The following is an 18,807-nucleotide window of genomic DNA, read 5'->3' as shown; positions in this document are numbered from 1 at the left end:
GATTCCCTAAAGGTTACGGTTTTTTGCCTCGATCCACTGAGACATGTATTGCGTACTTTTGTGGGCGTGGTGACGCAGCATGCTGCCGGTGAAATTGTCCCGGCGATGGGCATCGAGGCGGCTGCGACAGTGTTCCAGGCACTCCACCAGTGCGGGGCCGTGGCGGTGCAGGTCATAGCGACGGGCCAGGAGTTGGCGGCCGTGTTCCTGGGCCTGGGTCCAGCGTTCGCGGTCCTGGTAAAGGCTCACGGCGGCATCGGCCAACGCCGTGGCGCTGTGGGCGATTGCCCCCGGCCACGGCTGCTCGTCGCCCATGGCTTCGGCGCCGACCGGCGTGGTGATGTTTGGTGTGCCGCAGAGCATGGCGTCCGCCAGTTTGCCCTTGATCCCCGCACCAAAGCGCAGCGGCGCCAGGCAGATGCGCGCAGCCGTCATCACTTGCAGCGCATCTTCGGCCCAGTTCATCACATGAAAGCCCTGGGCCGGGTTGTGCAGCGCGGTGGCCTTGGGCGGGGTGTAGGCACCGTAGACATGCAATTGGGCGCCCGGCAGTTGCTGGCGGATCAACGGCCAGACACTGTTCTTCATCCACAGCACCGCATCCCAGTTGGGCGCGTGGCGGAAGTTGCCGATGCTGAGGAAGTGCGCGCGCTCGTCAAACGGTGCGAACGCCTCGGTCGGCGGCTCCAGCATCAACGGGCACCAGTGGAGCAGGGCGGCGGGTACCTTGAACTGCTCGGTGAGCAGGCGGATCTCCATGTCGGAGATCATCAGGCTGATGTCGCAGCGATAGATGGCTGCGATCTCGCGCTTGGCCAGGTCGGTGTCGGCCATGCGCCGGAACTCGTCTTCCAGGCCCGTTGCAAACAAGGCGCTGAAGTCGTCGTTGTCCGGCTGGGCCTTGAGGTGGTCCTTGAACCGCTGCTGGCGTGCGTCGCGTAGGCTTTGCAGGTCGGAGGTTTCCAGCACCCGCAGGGCCGCGGGGCAGTGCTTTTCGACGCGCCAGCCGAACTGTTCTTCCATCATGAAACGGTCGAACAGCACGATGTCTGGGGCCAGTTCGCAGATAAAGTCATCGAAACTGCTGTTATTGAGTTCGATGGCGCATTCGGCGATTCCCAGTGCCGGTAGATCGGCTTTGTGTTCGCCAATGGTCGCCGGGCTGCTGAAGGTAATATCCCAACCTTGTGTCAGAAAAGTTTCGAGAATCTGCATCATATGCCCGCCGGCGGCCGAGGAACGCGGTTCCGGCCAGACATAACCAATGACCAGGACTTTGGTGGCGGGCTGAGTCATCAACAACGGATTCCTTGAGCGGGGACGAAAACCGCGCAATTAAACCACAACCGCCCGCGTGCCCGGCGTGGCATGACAATTTGTGTCAGGCGGTAGGTCGCCACGGCACTTTGTGGTTAACTTCCGCCTCTCGAATTCGTTTAATCAAACCCAGCATAAGGATTCCGTTCATGGCTCAAGTCACCCTTCGTGGTAATCCAGTCCAAGTTGAAGGCGAACTGCCGCAAACTGGCTCCAAAGCGCCAGACTTCACCCTGACCGCCGGCGATCTGTCGGAAGTGACCCTGGCCACCTTCGCCGGCAAGCGCAAAGTGTTGAACATCTTCCCAAGCGTCGACACCCCGACCTGCGCCACGTCGGTGCGCACGTTCAACGCCCAGGCCAACAATGTGAGCAACACGGTCGTACTGTGCATCTCCTCTGACCTGCCGTTTGCCCAGAAGCGTTTTTGCGGCACTGAAGGCCTGGACAACGTGCAGAACCTGTCGGACTTTCGCAACGCTGATTTCGCCGTTGACTACGGCGTTTCGATTGCCGACGGCCCACTCCGGGCTCTGACCGCCCGTGCCGTCGTCGTGTTGGATGAAAACGACAACGTACTGCACAGCGAACTGGTGCCTGAAATCGGCCAAGAGCCAAACTACGATGCAGCCCTGGCTGTTTTGAAGTAACTGTTTCGGCGCATTACTGTCGTTTTGCAGTAACACGCGTGGTACATGATTGCGGCCTGGCCTAGTCCAGGCCGTTTTTATTTGCTGGTCAGATGTTTAGCGAAATAGCCGGCGGACTAAGCTCAACAGTTAAAAGTTGTAAGCCCAAGGTAAATAGCCGGTAAATGCGCTTTTCTTAAAGCGCCCCAGTGCTTATCTTTCAGCCTCCCAAAGAAGAAGCTCTCGCGCCCAATGGTTGATCACTCCATGCAATCCTCCCCCCGCAATTCCCGTCGCTGGCTGTTCGGCCTGCTTGTGCTGCTGGTTATCGCCGGCCTGTGCTGGAAATTCTGGCCCACCGGCGCTACCCATCCTGACGCGCCAGCCGGCCGTACCGGTAAAACGGGCATGGCGCGCCCGGGCTTCGGCGGCTCCACCGGCCCGGTGCCGGTGCGTGTGGCGCCGGCGGTGTTGGGGGAATTCCCGGTGTACTACAAGGCGTTGGGCACGGTCACCGCGCTCAACACCATCAATGTGCGCAGCCGGGTGGGCGGCGAGTTGGTGAAGATCGCCTTTGAAGAAGGGCAGACGGTCAAGGCCGGCGACCTGCTGGCGGAAATCGACCCGCGCAGCTACCAGAACGCCTTGCTCCAGGCCCAGGGCACGCTGATGCAGAACCAGGCCCAGTTGAAAAACGCCCAGGTCGACGTCGAGCGTTATCGCGGCCTGTATGCCCAGGACAGTATCGCCAAGCAAACCCTGGACACCGCCGAAGCGCTGGTCCTGCAATACCAGGGCACGGTCAAGACCAACCAGGGCGCAGTGGACGACGCCAAGCTCAACCTCGAATTCACCAAGATCCGCGCGCCGATCGCAGGGCGCGTCGGCCTGCGTCAGCTCGACGTCGGTAACCTGGTGGCCGCCAACGACACCACAGCGCTGGCGGTGATCACCCAGACCCAACCGATCAGCGTGGCCTTCACCCTCCCGGAGAGCACGCTGGAAACCGTGCTCGCCCGTTACCACGCCGGCAACAAACTGCCCGTGGAAGCCTGGGACCGCAGTGACGCCAAGCGCCAAGCCACCGGTGTGCTGCAGAGCCTGGACAACCAGATCGACGTCACCACCGGCACCCTGAAATTCAAGGCACGCTTCGATAACAAGGACCAGGGGCTGTTCCCCAATCAGTTCGTCAACGTGCATTTGCTCGCCGACACCCTGCATAACGTCGTACTGGCGCCGTCTGCCGCTATCCAGTTCGGCAACGCCGGTACGTTTGTCTACAAGCTCGATGGCGACAAGAAGGTCAAGGTGCAGCCCCTGGTGGTCGGCGATACCGACGGCGACAACACGGTGATCAAGCAAGGCCTGGTCGCCGGCGACCGCGTGGTGCTGGAAGGCACCGACCGCCTGAAAGACGGCAGCGAAATCGAAGTGGTCAACGACAGCAGTCAAGTCCCGACCACCCCGACCGAGCACCTGCAAGGCAAGCCCGCCGCAAAAGGGGAGACCGGCGCTGACGCCGGCAAGGCGCAAAAGGTCGGTTCATGAACCTGTCGCGGCTGTTTATCCTTCGCCCGGTCGCCACCACGCTGAGCATGTTGGCGATTGTCCTGGCAGGGATCATCTCGTACCGCTTGTTACCGGTCTCGGCTTTGCCCCAGGTGGATTACCCAACCATCCGCGTGATGACCCTGTACCCCGGCGCCAGCCCGGATGTGATGACCAGCGCCGTCACCGCGCCCCTGGAGCGCCAGTTCGGGCAGATGCCCGGCTTGACCCAGATGGCCTCGACCAGCTCCGGCGGTGCGTCGGTACTGACCCTGCGCTTCAACCTCGACATCAATATGGATGTCGCCGAGCAACAGGTGCAGGCCGCAATCAACGCCGCGACCAACCTGTTGCCCAAGGACTTGCCGGCGCCGCCGGTGTACAACAAGGTCAACCCGGCGGATACCCCGGTGCTGACCCTGGCGATTACCTCCAAGACCATGCTGCTGCCCAAGCTCAATGATTTGGTCGATACGCGCATGGCGCAAAAGATCGCGCAGATCAGCGGCGTCGGCATGGTCAGCATCGCCGGTGGCCAGCGCCAGGCCGTGCGCATCAAGGTCAACCCCGAGGCCCTGGCGGCCAACGGCTTGAACCTGTCGGACGTGCGCACGCTGATCGCCGCGTCCAACGTCAACCAGCCCAAGGGCAACTTCGACGGCCCGACCCGCGTGTCGATGCTCGACGCCAACGACCAGTTGGTGTCGCCGCAGCAGTATGCTGAACTTATCCTGGCCTACAAAAATGGCGCACCGCTGCGTCTGAAGGACGTCGCGCAGATCGTCGACGGCGCCGAAAACGAACGCCTCGCCGCCTGGGCCAATGAAAACCAGGCCGTGCTGCTGAATATCCAGCGCCAGCCCGGCGCCAACGTGATCGAGGTGGTCGACCGCATCAAGGCGCTGCTGCCGAGCATCACCGATAACCTGCCGGCTGGCCTGGATGTGACGGTGTTGACCGACCGTACCCAGACCATCCGCGCCTCGGTCACCGACGTGCAACACGAATTGCTGATCGCCATTGCCCTGGTGGTGATGGTGACCTTCCTGTTTCTGCGCCGCGTCAGCGCCACGATCATCCCGTCCATCGCCGTGCCGCTGTCGCTGGTAGGCACCTTTGGCGTGATGTACCTGGCGGGTTTCTCCATCAACAACCTGACGCTGATGGCCCTGACCATCGCCACTGGGTTTGTGGTGGACGATGCCATCGTGATGCTGGAAAACATCTCGCGCTATATCGAGGAAGGTGAAACCCCGCTGGCCGCTGCGCTCAAGGGTGCCAAACAGATTGGCTTCACCCTGATTTCCCTGACCCTGTCGCTGATCGCCGTATTGATTCCGTTGCTGTTCATGGGCGATGTGGTCGGGCGCCTGTTCCGCGAGTTCGCCATCACCCTGGCGGTGGCGATCCTGATTTCCCTGGTGGTGTCCCTGACCCTGACGCCGATGATGTGCGCGCGCCTGCTCAAGCGTGAACCCAAGGAAGCAGAGCAGAGCCGCTTCTACAAGGCCAGCGGGGCCTGGATCGATTGGTTGATCGCAGCCTACGGGCGCAAGTTGCAGTGGGTGCTCAAGCACCAGCCGCTGACCTTGTTGGTGGCCATCGCTACCCTGGGCCTCACCGTGGTGCTGTACCTGGTGGTGCCCAAGGGCTTTTTCCCGGTGCAGGACACCGGGGTGATCCAGGGCATTTCCGAGGCACCGCAGTCGATTTCCTTCGCTGCAATGAGCCAGCGTCAGCAGGAACTGGCGAAGATCATCCTGGCCGACCCGGCGGTGGAAAGCCTGTCGTCCTACATCGGTGTGGATGGCGATAACGCCACCCTCAACAGCGGTCGCTTGCTGATCAACCTCAAGGCTCACGGGCAGCGGGATTTGAGCGCAGCCCAGGTGATCACCCGCCTGCAGCCGGAAATCGACAAGCTGGTGGGCATTCGCCTGTACATGCAGCCGGTGCAAGACCTGACCATCGAAGACCGCGTCAGCCGCACCCAGTACCAGTTCAGCATGTCGTCACCCGACGCCGAGTTACTGGCCTTGTGGAGCGAAAAGCTGGTGCATGCCTTGAGCCAGTTGCCGCAGCTCACCGACGTCGCCAGCGACCTGCAGGACAAGGGCCTGCAGGTGTACCTGGTGATCGACCGCGATGCCGCCTCGCGCCTGGGCGTCAACGTGTCGACTATCACTGATGCGTTGTACGACGCCTTCGGTCAGCGGCAGATTTCCACCATCTACACCCAGGCCAGCCAATACCGCGTGGTGTTGCAGGCCCAGTCGGGCGAGACCTTGGGGCCGGATGCGCTGAACCAGATCCACGTCAAGACCACCGCCGGCGGCCAGGTGCGCCTGTCGAGCCTGGCCCGCGTGGAACAGCGCCAGGCGCAGTTGGCGATTGCGCATATCGGCCAGTTTCCGGCGGTGATGATGTCGTTCAACCTGGCCCCGGGTGTCGCGCTGGGCAAAGGCGTGGAGTTGATCAACCAGACCCAGAAAGACATCGGCATGCCGGTGGGCGTGCAGACTCAGTTCCAGGGCGCGGCCCAGGCGTTCGAAGCCTCGCTGTCGAGCACCTTGCTGCTGATCCTGGCGGCGGTGGTCACCATGTACATCGTGCTCGGCGTGCTCTACGAGAGCTACATCCACCCCGTCACCATCCTCTCGACCCTGCCTTCGGCGGCGGTGGGGGCGTTGCTGGCGTTGCTGCTCAGCGGCAATGACCTGGGCATGATCGCGATCATCGGCATCATTTTGCTGATCGGTATCGTCAAGAAAAACGCGATCATGATGATCGACTTCGCCCTCGACGCCGAACGCAACCAGGGCCTCGACCCGCAGACCGCGATCTACCAGGCGGCGCTGTTGCGCTTCCGGCCGATCCTGATGACCACCCTGGCCGCACTGTTCGGCGCGGTGCCGTTGATGCTGGCCACCGGTTCCGGTGCGGAGCTGCGTCAACCCCTGGGCCTGGTGATGGTCGGCGGTTTGCTGGTGAGCCAGGTATTGACCCTGTTCACCACACCGGTGATCTACCTGTACTTCGATCGCTTGGGTCGGCGCTGGCGCAAAGAGCCGCAACGCCTGGAGCCGGTTGAGTCATGAACCTGTCCGGACCTTTCATTCGCCGGCCGGTCGCGACCATGCTGCTGAGCCTGGCGATCATGCTGCTGGGCGGCGTCAGCTTCAATCTGCTGCCGGTGTCGCCGCTGCCGCAGATCGACTTCCCGGTGATCGTGGTGTCGGCCAGCTTGCCCGGCGCCAGCCCGGAGGTGATGGCGTCTACCGTGGCCACGCCGCTGGAGCGCTCATTCGGCGCGATTGCCGGTATTACCACCATGAGCAGTTCGTCCAGCCAGGGTTCGACCCGGGTGATCCTGGCGTTCGATTCCGACCGTGATATCAACGGTGCGGCGCGGGAAGTGCAGGCGGCAATCAACGCCTCGCGCAACCTGTTGCCCAGCGGCATGCGCAGTATGCCGACCTACAAGAAGATCAACCCGTCCCAGGCGCCGATCATGGTGCTGTCGCTGACCTCGGACGTGTTGCAGAAGGGCCAGTTGTACGATCTGGCCTCGACCATCCTGTCGCAAAGCCTGTCCCAGGTGCCGGGCGTGGGCGAAGTGCAGATCGGCGGCAGTTCCCTGCCGGCGGTGCGCATCGAACTTGAACCCAAGGCTCTCGACCAGTACGGCATTGCCCTCGACGATGTGCGCAACACCATCGCCAATGCCAACCAGCGTCGGCCCAAGGGCTCCCTGGAAGACGCCGAGCGCAACTGGCAGATCCAGGCCAACGATCAGTTGGAAAAAGCCGAGGACTATGAGCCGCTGCTGATTCGCTACCAGAACGGCGCGGCCCTGCGCCTGGGCGATGTGGCCAAGATCAGCGACGGCGTCGAAGACCGCTACAACAGCGGTTTCTTCAACAATGATTCAGCCGTGCTGCTGGTGATCAACCGCCAGTCCGGCGCCAACATCATCGAGACTGTCAAGCAGATCAAGGCGCAGTTGCCGGCGTTGCAGGCGGTGCTGCCGTCCAGCGTCAAGCTGAGCCTGGCGATGGATCGCTCGCCGGTGATCACCGCCACCTTGCACGAGGCCGAAATGACCTTGCTGATTGCCGTAGGGCTGGTGATCCTGGTGGTGTACCTGTTCCTCGGTAACTTCCGCGCTTCGCTGATTCCAACCCTGGCGGTGCCGGTGTCGCTGGTGGGCACCTTCGCGGTGATGTACCTGTTCGGCTTCTCGTTGAACAACTTCTCGCTGATGGCGCTGATCCTCGCCACCGGCCTGGTGGTGGACGATGCCATCGTGGTGCTGGAGAACATTTCCCGGCATATCGACGAGGGCGTGCCGCCGATGAAGGCAGCGTACCTGGGGGCCCAGGAAGTCGGCTTTACCTTGCTGTCGATGAACGTGTCGCTGGTGGCGGTGTTCCTGTCCATCCTGTTCATGGGCGGGATCGTCACCAGCCTGTTCCGTGAGTTCTCGATCACGTTGTCGGCGGCGATCATCGTGTCGCTGGTGGTCTCGCTGACCCTCACCCCGATGCTCTGCGCCCGTTGGCTCAAGCCTCATATCAAAGGGCAACTGAGCGGTTTGCAGCGTTGGAGCCAGAACGTCAATGACCGCATGGTATCGGCCTACGCCACCAGCCTGGACTGGGTGCTGCGCCATCGGCGCCTGACCTTGCTCAGCCTGCTGATCACGGTAGGGGTGAATGTTGCGCTGTATGTGGTGGTACCAAAAACCTTCATGCCCCAGCAGGACACCGGGCAATTGATTGGCTTTGTGCGCGGCGACGACGGGCTGTCGTTCAGCGTGATGCAGCCGAAGATGGAAATTTTCCGCAAAGCCGTGTTGCAAGACCCAGCGGTGCTCAGCGTGGCCGGTTTCATCGGCGGCAACAGCGGCACCAACAACGCGGTGATGCTGGTTCGACTCAAACCCATCAGCGAACGCAAGGTCTCCGCTCAGGCGGTGATCGAGCGTCTGCGCAAGAGCGTGCCACTGGTGCCGGGCGGGCGACTGTTCCTGATGGCTGACCAGGACCTGCAATTCGGTGGTGGCCGTGACCAGACCAGTGCGCAGTATTCCTACATCCTGCAAAGCGGTGATCTGGCTGCGCTGCGCCTGTGGTACCCGAAGGTCGTGGCCGCTCTGCGCGCGTTACCCGAACTCACCGCCATCGACGCCCGCGAAGGCCGGGGCGCGGCCCAGGTTACGCTGATCGTCGACCGCGACCAGGCCAAGCGTCTGGGCATCGACATGAACATGGTCACCGCCGTGCTGAACAACGCCTACAGCCAGCGGCAGATCTCCACGATCTATGACAGCCTCAACCAGTATCAGGTAGTGATGGAGGTCGACCCGAAATACGCCCAGGACCCAATCACCCTGAAGCAGATGCAGGTGATCACCTCCACGGGCGCGCGGGTGCCGTTGTCGACCATTGCCCATTATGAGAGCAGCCTGGCAGACGACCGCGTCAGCCACGAAGGCCAGTTCGCCTCGGAAAACATCGCCTTCGACATGGCGCCCGGCGTGACGGTGGAACAGGGCACTGCAGCCATCGAGCGGGCGATTGCCAAGGTGGGCTTGCCGGAGGACGTGATCGCCAAGATGGCCGGCACCGCCGATGCCTTCGCGGCGACCCAGAAGGGCCAGCCGTTCATGATCCTTGGCGCACTGGTGGCGGTGTACCTGGTGTTGGGCATTCTGTATGAAAGTTACATCCACCCGCTGACGATCCTCTCGACCTTACCGTCGGCTGGCGTCGGGGCCTTGCTCTCCATCTACCTGCTGGGCGGTGAGTTCAGCCTGATCTCCTTGCTCGGGTTGTTCCTGTTGATCGGGGTGGTGAAGAAAAACGCGATCCTGATGATCGACCTGGCGTTGCAACTGGAGCGCAATGACGGCCTGAGCCCGCTGGAATCGATTCGCAGCGCCTGCCTGTTGCGGTTGCGCCCGATCCTGATGACCACGCTGGCGGCGATTCTCGGCGCCTTGCCGTTGTTGCTCGGCAGAGCCGAAGGCGCGGAAATGCGCCAGCCCCTGGGCCTGACCATTATCGGCGGGCTGATCTTCAGCCAGATCCTGACCCTTTACACCACCCCGGTGGTTTACCTCTATCTCGACCGCGCGCGCCATCGTTTCAACGCTTGGCGCGGCGTGCGTACCGATGCTGCCCTGGACTCTGCGCTATGACCGATTCGACCTTTGCCACATTGGCCATGACCCGTGGTTCCCGCGTCGCCAGCTTGCTGCTCTGCGGGGTGTTGCTCAGCGCCTGCGCCGTCGGCCCCGACTACACACGTCCGGCCGTCATCGAGCCTGCGCAGTTCAAACAAGCCGAGGGCTGGCGCCAGGCCACGCCGAGCGATGCCCTGGCCCGTGGCGCCTGGTGGGAACTGTACGGCGACCGTCAGCTCAATGACCTGGTGCTCCGGCTGAACAACGCCAACCAGACCGTGGCCCAGGCCGAAGCGCGCTTCCGTCAGGCCCAGGCGCTGGTGAGCAGTTCCCGTGGGGCGTTTTACCCGACGGTGGACCTGAGTGTCGGGAAAACCCGCGCCAGTCAGGGCACCGGCAGCAGCAGTGCCAGCCTCAGCAGTTCCAGCAGTGGCATCCGCGATACCCTTAACGCGCAGTTGGGCGTGAGCTGGGAAGCTGATGTCTGGGGCAAGTTGCGCCGGGGCCTGGAAGCCAAAGAAGCCAGCGCCGAAGCCAGCTCGGCGGACCTGGCCGCGATGCGTTTGAGCCAGCAGTCGGAGTTGGTGCAGAGCTACCTGCAACTGCGCGTCATGGATGAGCAGACCCGGTTGCTGCAAGCCACGCTGGACACGTACCAGCGCTCCCTGCAGATGACCGAGAACCAATACCGCGCCGGCGTTTCCGGCAAGGACGCCGTGGCCCAGGCGCAAACCCAGCTCAAGTCCACCCAGGCCAGCCTGATCGACCTGATCTGGCAGCGCGCGCAACTGGAAAACGCCATCGCCGTGTTGATCGGCGAGGCGCCAGCCAACTTCAACCTGGCCGTTAGTAAGGACATCCCGGCCTTGCCGCAGATCCCGGTGAGCCTACCGTCGCAATTGCTCGAACGCCGCCCCGACATCGCGTCCGCCGAGCGCTCGGTGATCGCCGCCAACGCCGATATCGGCGTGGCCAAGGCGGCCTATTACCCGGACCTGAGCCTGAGCCTGGCCGGTGGTTATTCCAGCAGCACCTACGCCGACTGGATCAGCCTGCCGAACCGCTTCTGGTCGGTCGGGCCGAAGCTGGCGATGACCCTGTTCGACGGCGGCCAGCGCTCGGCGGAAGTCGACCGCACCGTGGCCAGTTACGATGAAACCGTGGCCAAGTACCGCCAGACCGTACTGGATGGCTTCCGCGAAGTGGAAAACTACATGGTCCAGCTCAAGGTGCTGGAAGACGAAGCCGTGGTCAGCAATGAAGCGCTGGAGGCCGCGCGCGAGTCGCTGCGCTTGACCCAGAACCAGTACAAGGCGGGGCTGATCGCTTATCTGGATGTGGTGACCGTACAAGCCACCGCCCTGAGCAACGAACGCACCGTGCTGACCTTGCTGCAGACACGATTGGTGGCCAGTGTGCAACTGATCGCCGCGTTGGGTGGCGGTTGGGATGGGCAGACTCAGGCGGTTGAAAAGGAGTGACGCCGGGCCTGTTTTGAGACGGTGGATTGGCGTCAAAATGCCGGTGATGGTCCTAGGATAAATAATCACCTGTTCAAGAAGCAGTCTCGCTACAATCCGCGACTTTTCCATCTGGCACGGGCTTTTTCAGCCAGTCGGTCTAGCGTCGGCCCATGCTTATCGGTAGTGACTTCTCCTCGCTGGACGCATTGCCAAGGCCAAGGGCCGCGCCATCTGTTTGTGGATGCTGGGCGGGGTATTGGCGATGGGAGAGGGCGTGTGGCCCAAGCACTTTTGTCGGCATGTTGGCGCTCAGGCTGCCGCCCACCCTCGGCTTTGACTTGGACATTACCGCGTTGATCATGGGCGTGGGCATCAGCAGCATGCATTACACCGGCATGGCCGCGATGCGCATGATGCCGGCATCCGTTACCGGCGGATGGCTTCATGGCGGACATCCATCGCGCAGAAGCAGCGCTGACGCCTGACAAGCACAGCACTTGACGGGTATTCTTGGCGCCAACGCTAAACATTTGGTTGATTCAGGAGACTGTAGGCATGGACAAAGTCCTCATCATCACCGGGGGCGGTCGCGGGATTGGCGCGGCGACGGCATTGCTGGCCGCTCGCCAGGGCTATCGCATTTGCATCAACTTCCAGTCGGATGAAGAAGCCGCTCACCGCGTTCTCGAACAGGTCCGCGCGCTAGGCGCCCAAGCCATTGCGGTGCGCGCCGATGTGAGCATCGAGGATGAAGTGATCGCATTGTTCCACCGCGTTGACACTGAACTGGGTCGCGTTACGGCGTTGGTCAACAATGCAGGCACGGTGGGGCATAAATCTCGCGTTGATGAGATGTCCGAGTTCCGCATCCTGAAGGTCCTGAAGACCAACGTACTCGGGCCGATTTTGTGCGCCAAGCACGCGGTGCTGCGTATGTCGCCCCGGCATGGTGGGCAGGGCGGGAGTATCGTCAATGTGTCGTCGGTGGCGGCGCGTCTCGGTTCGCCGGGTGAATATGTCGACTACGCCGCCTCCAAGGGCGCGCTGGACAGCTTTACCGTGGGGTTGGCGAAGGAAGTGGCGGGCGAGGGCATTCGTGTCAACGCGGTGCGCCCCGGCTATATCTTCACCGACTTCCACGCCCTGAGCGGTGACCCGGACCGGGTCAGCAAGCTGGAGTCCGGGATTCCGATGGCGCGTGGCGGCCGACCGGATGAAGTGGCGGAGGCGATTGTCTGGCTGTTGTCAGACAAGGCCTCCTATGCCACCGGGACGTTCGTTGACCTGGGCGGCGGTCGTTGAGACCCCCGGCCATCAGGTTGGCAGAGGGCGCAGCACGTCATAGCCTTTAAGCGAGAACGCCTTGAGCAGGCTGGCTTCGGAGTTATCCAGAGTGCTGTAGCCGTCGTTGAAGAACCCATCGATACGCCCGTTGCGGGCATGGCTGCCGTTCAAGGTGCTGTCGTTCAGGTTATCGAGAAACCGCAGCACTTTTTCCATGTTGTGGGCCGCGTCAGCGCGTGCATCCGGGGCTGCGTTGGATGGGGTCCAATCACCGATCTGCGTCTTAAGGTCATCAGCGATCGCGTAACTGTCGCGGCCCTGCAGGAAACGCCTCATGACCGCGCTCTGTTCGATGATTTGCTCTGCCGAGCGATGGTCGCCGGCCGGTCGGCCTGTCGGACCGCGCATTGCGCGGACCTGTTTTTGTTCGGCCGCCTGCATGTAGTTGGGTGGAATGGGCAAGGGTGTAAGCCCTGCGGGTAAAGCAACGCGCATAAGGAATCTCCGATTCGAACCAGGAAAGGCGCCTCCTATGTGGTCCGTTCGGCCGTCTGGTTCCGGTTCAAAACGACCGCACAATCCGTCCCAAGGTCTCCATCGCTTTTTCCGATGCGTCGGACCACGGGCTGCCGTAGTTCAAGCGGATACAGTTCCTGAAACGCTGGGTCGCCGAGAAAATCGGCCCCGGCGCGATGCTGATGCCTTGGGCCAACGCCATCTGGAACAACTTGAGCGAGTCCGTTTGTTCCGGCAGTTCCAGCCAGAGGAAATACCCGCCGGCTGGCTGGCTGACCCGCGTCTGCGCCGGAAAATATCGGGCAATGGCCGCGAGCATCGCGCTTTGCTGTTCTTCCAGTGCATAGCGTAACTTGCGCAAGTGCCGGTCATAGCCGCCGTGTTGCAGGTAGTCGGCAATCGCAGCCTGAGCAGGCATCGATGGGCATAGCGAGGTCATCAGCTTGAGGCGCTCGACCTTTTGCGCATAGCGCCCGGCCGCCACCCAGCCAATGCGATAGCCCGGTGCCAGGCTCTTGGCGAATGAGCCGCAGTGCATCACCAGGCCCTCGGTGTCGAAGGCCTTGGCGGGTTTCGGCGCCTGTTGCCCGTAGTACAACTCTGCGTAGACGTCGTCCTCGATCAACGGCACCTGGTGGCGGCGCAGCAGTTCCACCAGTGCCTGTTTCTTCGCTTCCGGCAGCGTGGCGCCGATGGGGTTCTGAAAGCTGGTCATGGTCCAGCAGGCTTTGATCGGGTAGCGCTCCAGGCTTTGCGCCAGGGCGTTGAGGTCGATGCCGTCACGCGGATGCACGGGAATTTCCACCGCTTTGAGTTTCAGGCGTTCCAGTACTTGCAGGCAGGCATAAAACGCCGGCGCTTCAATGGCCACCAAGTCGCCCGGCTCGGTGACGGCCTGCAGGCACAGGTTCAACGCTTCGAGGGCGCCGTTGGTGATCAGCAGCTCCTCCATCGGCAGCATCAGGCCGCCGACCATATAACGCAGGGCAATCTGCCGGCGCAGTTGCGGGTTACCCGGCGACATGTCGGTCACCACCAGGCGCGGGTCCATTTCACGGCCGGCACTGGCCAGGGAGCGGGCCAGGCGGGGCAGCGGGAACAGCATCGGGCTGGGGAAGGCCGAACCGAACGGCACGGTATTCGGGTCTTTGATGGAGTCGAGGACCGAGAACACTAATTCGCTCACATCGACTTCGGTGGACGCATGTACATGTTCACTCACCACCGGCTCGGAAAACGGGCTCGGCGCATGGGTGTTGACGAAATAGCCGGAACGCGGCCGCGCCCGGATCAGGCCGCGGCGTTCCAGCAAGTAATACGCCTGGAACACCGTGGACGGGCTGACGCCGTAGGTCTGGCTGGCATAGCGCACCGAGGGCACTCGCTGGCCAGGGCCGAGCACGCCGGAGCGGATCAGTTCGGCAATGTCGTCGGCGAATTTTTCGTAGCGTTTCAGGGTGGCCAAATTAATCTTCTCGGGATGTACGCAGGGCGACATGTGGCAGCCGGCAAGCCAGCGGCCACATTTTATCGCTTATTCAGGCGAACCCTCAGCGGTTCAACGGCGCCACGAAACGGCTGTCGGCAGCGCTATAGACCCACGGTTCGTCGACGTCCGTGACCTTGAAACGCAGGGTCTGCGAACTGCTCGCCGGCTTGTCCGCCAGTAAGGCCACCGACACCGGCACATCGCTGATTTCCCCCGGTGCCAGGCTGATCTGGGTCTTGCCTTGCAACTGGAAGCCCTCGGCATCCACCAGCTCCAGGCGGTAGTCCTGGCGTTGCTGGGTCTTGTTGATGACCTTGAGGCTGTAGATGTTTTCGATCTGGCCCTGGTTGTTCTCGCGGAACATGCCACGGTCCTTGGTCACGTCCAGCGACACCATTGGCCGCTGCACCAGCGCCACGACCAGCGCGGCGATCATCAGCAGCAGCACCGCACTGTAGCCGATCAGGCGTGGCCTGAGCAGGTGGGTCTTGCCGCCTTGTAGTTGATGTTCGCTGGTATAGCTCACCAGGCCGCGGGCGTAGCCCATTTTGTCCATGATCGAATCGCAGGCATCGATGCACGCCGCGCAGCCGATACATTCCATTTGCAGGCCATCGCGGATGTCGATGCCGGTGGGACACACCTGCACGCACACGTGGCAATCGATGCAGTCGCCCAGGCCGACGTCCGCCGGTTTGGCCTCACGCTTGCGCGGGCCACGGTGTTCGCCACGGGCCGCATCGTAGGAGATGGTCAGGGTGTCCTTGTCGAACATCACGCTCTGGAACCGCGCATACGGGCACATGTGCATGCACACCGCTTCGCGCAGCCAGCCAGCATTGATGTAAGTGGCTGCGGTGAAAAACACCACCCAGAACAGGCTTACGCCACCCAGTTGCCAGGTCAGCAGTTCGGCGGCCAGCGGGCGTATGGGCGTGAAGTAACCGACAAAGGTCAGCCCGGTCAGCACGCTGATGCCCAACCACAGCGTATGTTTGGCCGAGCGCCGCGCCAGTTTGTTCAGGCTCCAGGGCGCCGCTTGCAGCTTGATGCGCTGGTTGCGCTCTCCTTCGGTGACTTTTTCACACCACATGAACAGCCAGGTAAACGAGCTTTGCGGGCAGGTGTAACCGCACCACACCCGGCCGGCGAACACGGTGATCGCAAACAGGCCGAAGGCACAGATGATCAGCAGCGCCGACAGCAGGATGAAGTCCTGCGGCCAGAAGGTCGCACCGAAAATGTGGAACTTGCTTTCGGCCAAGTCCCACAGTACGGCCTGGCGACCGCCCCAGTTCAGCCACACGGTGCCGAAAAACGCCAGGAACAGAAAGCCTGCACCGGCGACGCGCAAGGTGCGGAACAGGCCGGTAAAACTACGGGTATGGATCAGGTTGTCGCTGGATTGGGCCTTCACCTTCTTCGGGTGTGCAGGCTCGTGGATTTCCACGGTTCGGACGGGGATTATTTCGCTCATGGTCGTTCGCTCATCAGCCTCCATCAGGCCGACGAACTATGCTCGCCGTGCTGTTTGCATAACAGACTCAGGTGTGGCGATAAAAAGCGGATCAGATGCGCCATTCAAGCGCGCCTGCGACAATGTGCTGCACCCCGTGGCGCGTGGGGCGCAGCTCGGTTCAGCATGTGCTGATACAGATCAATCAAATCACCGAATCACTGTCGCTCGCCCTCAGGTGTTTACGGCCGTCCTTGGCGCCGGCGACGGTCAGTGCGTCGGCCTCGACTTCGGTGATGTAGATCCGGTCGCCGTTCAGCGCCACGAAAGACATGGATTTTTCGCTGTCGGTGCTGAGGGTGACTTGAGTCGCGGCCAGGCTTTGTTCCTGGCCGTTGTCATCGACCTTGAAGTAGCAGGTGTGGTTTTCGATACGTACAGGCATGGTGAGTTCCTTGTCATCGTTTGGTGATGGTTGGGGGGTAGCCTCCGGCCAGCGGCTCCTCCACCCGCACGGGCGGGTCTTGCGGCGGTTCTTCCTCGGGAGGCGGCGCCGGGTTTGGTTCGGTGGGCGGCAGGGTTGGCTTGTCGATATTCGGGTCGGGGGTTTCAGCGGGGATCGGGATATTCATCGGTGTGGCCTCCTTTGTGCTTTGCTCTATCGGTGGACAGCCGCCTGGGGGAATTGATTCCCCCGCCGATGGCGGCACATCCACCTGAACTTTTCACCTTCACCCGGGCTCGGACCTTATGTGGCCCTGCTCAGGGAGAGCGGTGCCGTATCAGAATTCGGATCAAGCAAAGAGCGTCCACAGGGCGTAAGGGGAAGATGCTCGATGACTGCTGAAACACTGACTCCAGACGATCGCGTACTGCCGCTGTCCCAGGCTTTGTTGCTGCCTCGCATAGCCATTGAAAGCACCATGCCGGTGATCGACGGCGGCGAATTTGCCGTCAAGGCCGTGGTCGGCCAGCGCATCAGCGTCACCAGCAAGGTGTTCGCCGATGGCCACGACACGCTCGCGGTGGTGATCCGCTGGCGCGCCTTGCAAGATGAAAGCTGGCACCGCGTGGTCATGGCGGATGTCGGCAACAACGGCTGGGAGGGCGCGTTTACCGTTACCGCCCAAGGCCCCCATGAATATTGCATCGAAGCCTGGATCGATACCTTTGCCAGCTTCTGCTACGAACTGCGCAAGAAACATGAGGCCGGCGTACCGGTCAGCCTCGAGTTGCAGGAAGGCCGCAGCCTGGTGCTGCAGGCCGCCGAGCGCAGTGATAATCCGTTGCGCGAGCGCCTGATGCTGTTGCACCACGAGCTTTCCGGCCTGCTGGAAACCGAGCAGGTTGCCCTGTTCTTGCACGACGACAGTGCACACTTGATGACCCAGGCCGATCACCACGCCTACTTGAGCATCAGCACCGTCTACCCGATCGACGTGGAGCGCGAGCGGGCGCAGTTTGCCAGTTGGTACGAGCTGTTTCCCCGCTCGATCACCGACGATCCCGCGCGTCACGGGACGTTCAACGACGTGCACGCGCGCTTGCCGATGATCCATGACATGGGCTTTGACGTGCTGTACTTCCCGCCGATCCATCCGATCGGCCGCAGCCACCGCAAAGGCAAGAACAATGCGTTGAACGCCGGCCCGGACGATCCGGGCAGCCCCTACGCGATCGGCAGCGAGGAGGGTGGCCACGACGCGATTCATCCGCAACTGGGCAGCCGCGACGACTTTCGCCGCCTGATCAAGGCCGCCGCCGAGCACGGCCTGGAAATCGCGCTGGACTTCGCCATTCAGTGTTCCCAGGACCATCCGTGGCTCAGGCAGCACCCGGGATGGTTCAACTGGCGCCCTGACGGCACGATCAAATACGCGGAAAACCCGCCGAAGAAGTACCAGGACATCGTCAACGTCGATTTCTATGCCGCCGATGCGATCCCCAGCCTGTGGACCGAGTTGCGTGACGTTGTGGTGGGCTGGGTGGAAGAGGGCGTGAAGACATTCCGCGTCGATAACCCGCACACCAAGCCGCTGCCATTCTGGCAATGGCTGATCGGCGACGTGCGGTCCAAGTACCCGGAAGTGATCTTCCTCGCCGAAGCGTTCACCACGCCAGCGATGATGGCGCGCTTGGGCAAGGTCGGTTACTCCCAGAGCTACACCTATTTCACCTGGCGCAACACCAAGGCCGAGCTGGGCGAGTACCTGACGCAATTGAACGAGTCGCCGTGGCGCGAGTGCTTCCGACCGAACTTCTTCGTCAATACCCCGGACATCAATCCCGGCTTCTTGCATCAATCCGGGCGCCCTGGCTTTTTGATCCGCGCCGCGCTAGCGACCATGGGTTCAGGCTTGTGGGGCATGTATTCGGGCTTTGAACTGTGCGAAGCCGCGGCGGTGCCGGGCAAGGAAGAGTACCTGGACTCGGAGAAATACGAGATCCGCCCACGGGACTTCACCGCGCCCGGCAACATCATTGCCGAGATCGCCCAACTCAACCGCATCCGCCGGCAAAACCCGGCGTTGCAGACACACCTGGGGTTGACGCTCTACAACGCATGGAACGACAACATTCTGTACTTCGGCAAGCGCAGCGTGGACGGCAGCAATTTCATCCTGGTGGCGGTCAACCTCGACCCGTTCAATGCCCAGGAAGCCCACTTTGAATTGCCGCTGTGGGAGCTGGGCCTGCCTGACGACGCCCACACCCAGGGCGAAGATTTGATGAACGGCCATCGCTGGACCTGGTACGGCAAGACCCAATGGATGCGGCTGGAACCGCAGATGCCGTTTGGGATTTGGCGGATCACTGCATCCTAAGCGTAGTGGGGATCGACATGGGGGAGGGGGCAAGCGCCCTCCCACATTGACCCGGTTCAGTCTGCAAGATTTTCGAGTTTTCAGGAGCTT

The 18,807-nt window shown here is 62.1% G+C and carries 13 protein-coding genes and 1 pseudogene; 8 read left to right on the top strand and 6 right to left on the bottom strand.

Going from position 1 to position 18,807, the window contains the following annotated elements:
* Positions 1–6: 6 nt before the first annotated feature.
* Positions 7–1,296 carry a glycosyltransferase gene (locus ACP7CJ_RS25015; RefSeq protein WP_426102523.1) on the bottom strand — a complete coding sequence of 430 codons (1,290 nt, stop codon included), beginning with the start codon at positions 1,294–1,296 and terminating at the stop codon, positions 7–9.
* A gap of 170 nt (positions 1,297–1,466) precedes the next feature.
* Here ACP7CJ_RS25015 and tpx point away from each other — a divergent pair, with 170 nt between their 5' ends.
* The 7 genes and pseudogenes from tpx (at position 1,467) to ACP7CJ_RS24980 (ending at position 12,449) form a co-directional block, all read left to right on the top strand.
* Positions 1,467–1,967: a thiol peroxidase gene (tpx, locus tag ACP7CJ_RS25010; RefSeq protein ID WP_426102521.1), complete on the top strand. Its 501-nt coding sequence runs from the start codon at positions 1,467–1,469 to the stop codon at positions 1,965–1,967.
* Between the two features lie 231 nt (positions 1,968–2,198).
* Positions 2,199–3,497, top strand: a complete 1,299-nt coding sequence (locus ACP7CJ_RS25005; protein ID WP_426102519.1) for an MdtA/MuxA family multidrug efflux RND transporter periplasmic adaptor subunit — start codon at positions 2,199–2,201, stop codon at positions 3,495–3,497.
* Complete coding sequence (locus tag ACP7CJ_RS25000) at positions 3,494–6,595, top strand: MdtB/MuxB family multidrug efflux RND transporter permease subunit (RefSeq protein WP_247405083.1); 3,102 nt, start codon at positions 3,494–3,496, stop codon at positions 6,593–6,595. The genes ACP7CJ_RS25005 and ACP7CJ_RS25000 overlap by 4 nt, the downstream gene beginning before the upstream one ends.
* The gene (locus tag ACP7CJ_RS24995) at positions 6,592–9,699 is read left to right on the top strand and encodes an efflux RND transporter permease subunit (RefSeq protein ID WP_426102517.1); all 3,108 of its coding nucleotides are present in this window, start codon (positions 6,592–6,594) and stop codon (positions 9,697–9,699) included. The genes ACP7CJ_RS25000 and ACP7CJ_RS24995 overlap by 4 nt, the downstream gene beginning before the upstream one ends.
* Positions 9,696–11,165 (top strand): efflux transporter outer membrane subunit, encoded by a 1,470-nt coding sequence (locus ACP7CJ_RS24990; protein ID WP_276193244.1) that lies wholly within the window; start codon positions 9,696–9,698, stop codon positions 11,163–11,165. Before ACP7CJ_RS24995 ends, ACP7CJ_RS24990 begins: the two co-directional genes overlap by 4 nt.
* Before the next feature lie 175 nt (positions 11,166–11,340).
* Positions 11,341–11,566, top strand: a pseudogene (locus tag ACP7CJ_RS24985) (MHYT domain-containing protein); the annotation flags it as partial.
* A 136-nt stretch (positions 11,567–11,702) separates the two neighbouring features.
* The gene (locus ACP7CJ_RS24980) at positions 11,703–12,449 is read left to right on the top strand and encodes an SDR family oxidoreductase (RefSeq protein ID WP_426102515.1); all 747 of its coding nucleotides are present in this window, start codon (positions 11,703–11,705) and stop codon (positions 12,447–12,449) included.
* A 12-nt stretch (positions 12,450–12,461) separates the two neighbouring features.
* On the opposite strand, the gene ACP7CJ_RS24975 is transcribed toward ACP7CJ_RS24980, so the two are convergent.
* The 5 genes from ACP7CJ_RS24975 to ACP7CJ_RS24955 all read right to left on the bottom strand — a co-directional run bounded on the left by ACP7CJ_RS24975 (position 12,462) and on the right by ACP7CJ_RS24955 (position 16,524).
* A complete protein-coding gene (locus ACP7CJ_RS24975) occupies positions 12,462–12,926 on the bottom strand; it encodes a hypothetical protein (protein WP_276193242.1) in 465 nt (154 codons plus the stop codon).
* 67 nt (positions 12,927–12,993) lie between these two features.
* Entirely contained in the window at positions 12,994–14,403 is a 1,410-nt protein-coding gene (gene mapR / locus ACP7CJ_RS24970; protein WP_426102577.1) for a GntR family transcriptional regulator MpaR, read from the bottom strand.
* A gap of 94 nt (positions 14,404–14,497) precedes the next feature.
* On the bottom strand, positions 14,498–15,913 hold the full coding sequence (ccoG, locus tag ACP7CJ_RS24965) for a cytochrome c oxidase accessory protein CcoG (protein WP_426102513.1): 1,416 nt from the start codon (positions 15,911–15,913) through the stop codon (positions 14,498–14,500).
* Between the two features lie 184 nt (positions 15,914–16,097).
* Entirely contained in the window at positions 16,098–16,337 is a 240-nt protein-coding gene (locus ACP7CJ_RS24960) for a DUF3203 family protein (protein ID WP_426102511.1), read from the bottom strand.
* Between the two features lie 13 nt (positions 16,338–16,350).
* Entirely contained in the window at positions 16,351–16,524 is a 174-nt protein-coding gene (locus tag ACP7CJ_RS24955) for a hypothetical protein (protein WP_247399487.1), read from the bottom strand.
* A gap of 204 nt (positions 16,525–16,728) precedes the next feature.
* On the opposite strand from ACP7CJ_RS24955, the gene ACP7CJ_RS24950 reads away from it, so the two are divergent.
* On the top strand, positions 16,729–18,717 hold the full coding sequence (locus tag ACP7CJ_RS24950; RefSeq protein WP_247399484.1) for an alpha-1,4-glucan--maltose-1-phosphate maltosyltransferase: 1,989 nt from the start codon (positions 16,729–16,731) through the stop codon (positions 18,715–18,717).
* Positions 18,718–18,807 lie beyond the last annotated feature (90 nt).

The sequence above is a fragment of the Pseudomonas sp. PSPC3-2 genome (assembly GCF_049897085.1).
Taxonomy (GTDB): Bacteria; Pseudomonadota; Gammaproteobacteria; order Pseudomonadales; family Pseudomonadaceae; genus Aquipseudomonas; species Aquipseudomonas paraveronii.
The sequence above is the reverse complement of the archived record's forward strand: the minus strand, read 5'-3'. Positions and strand labels throughout refer to the sequence as shown.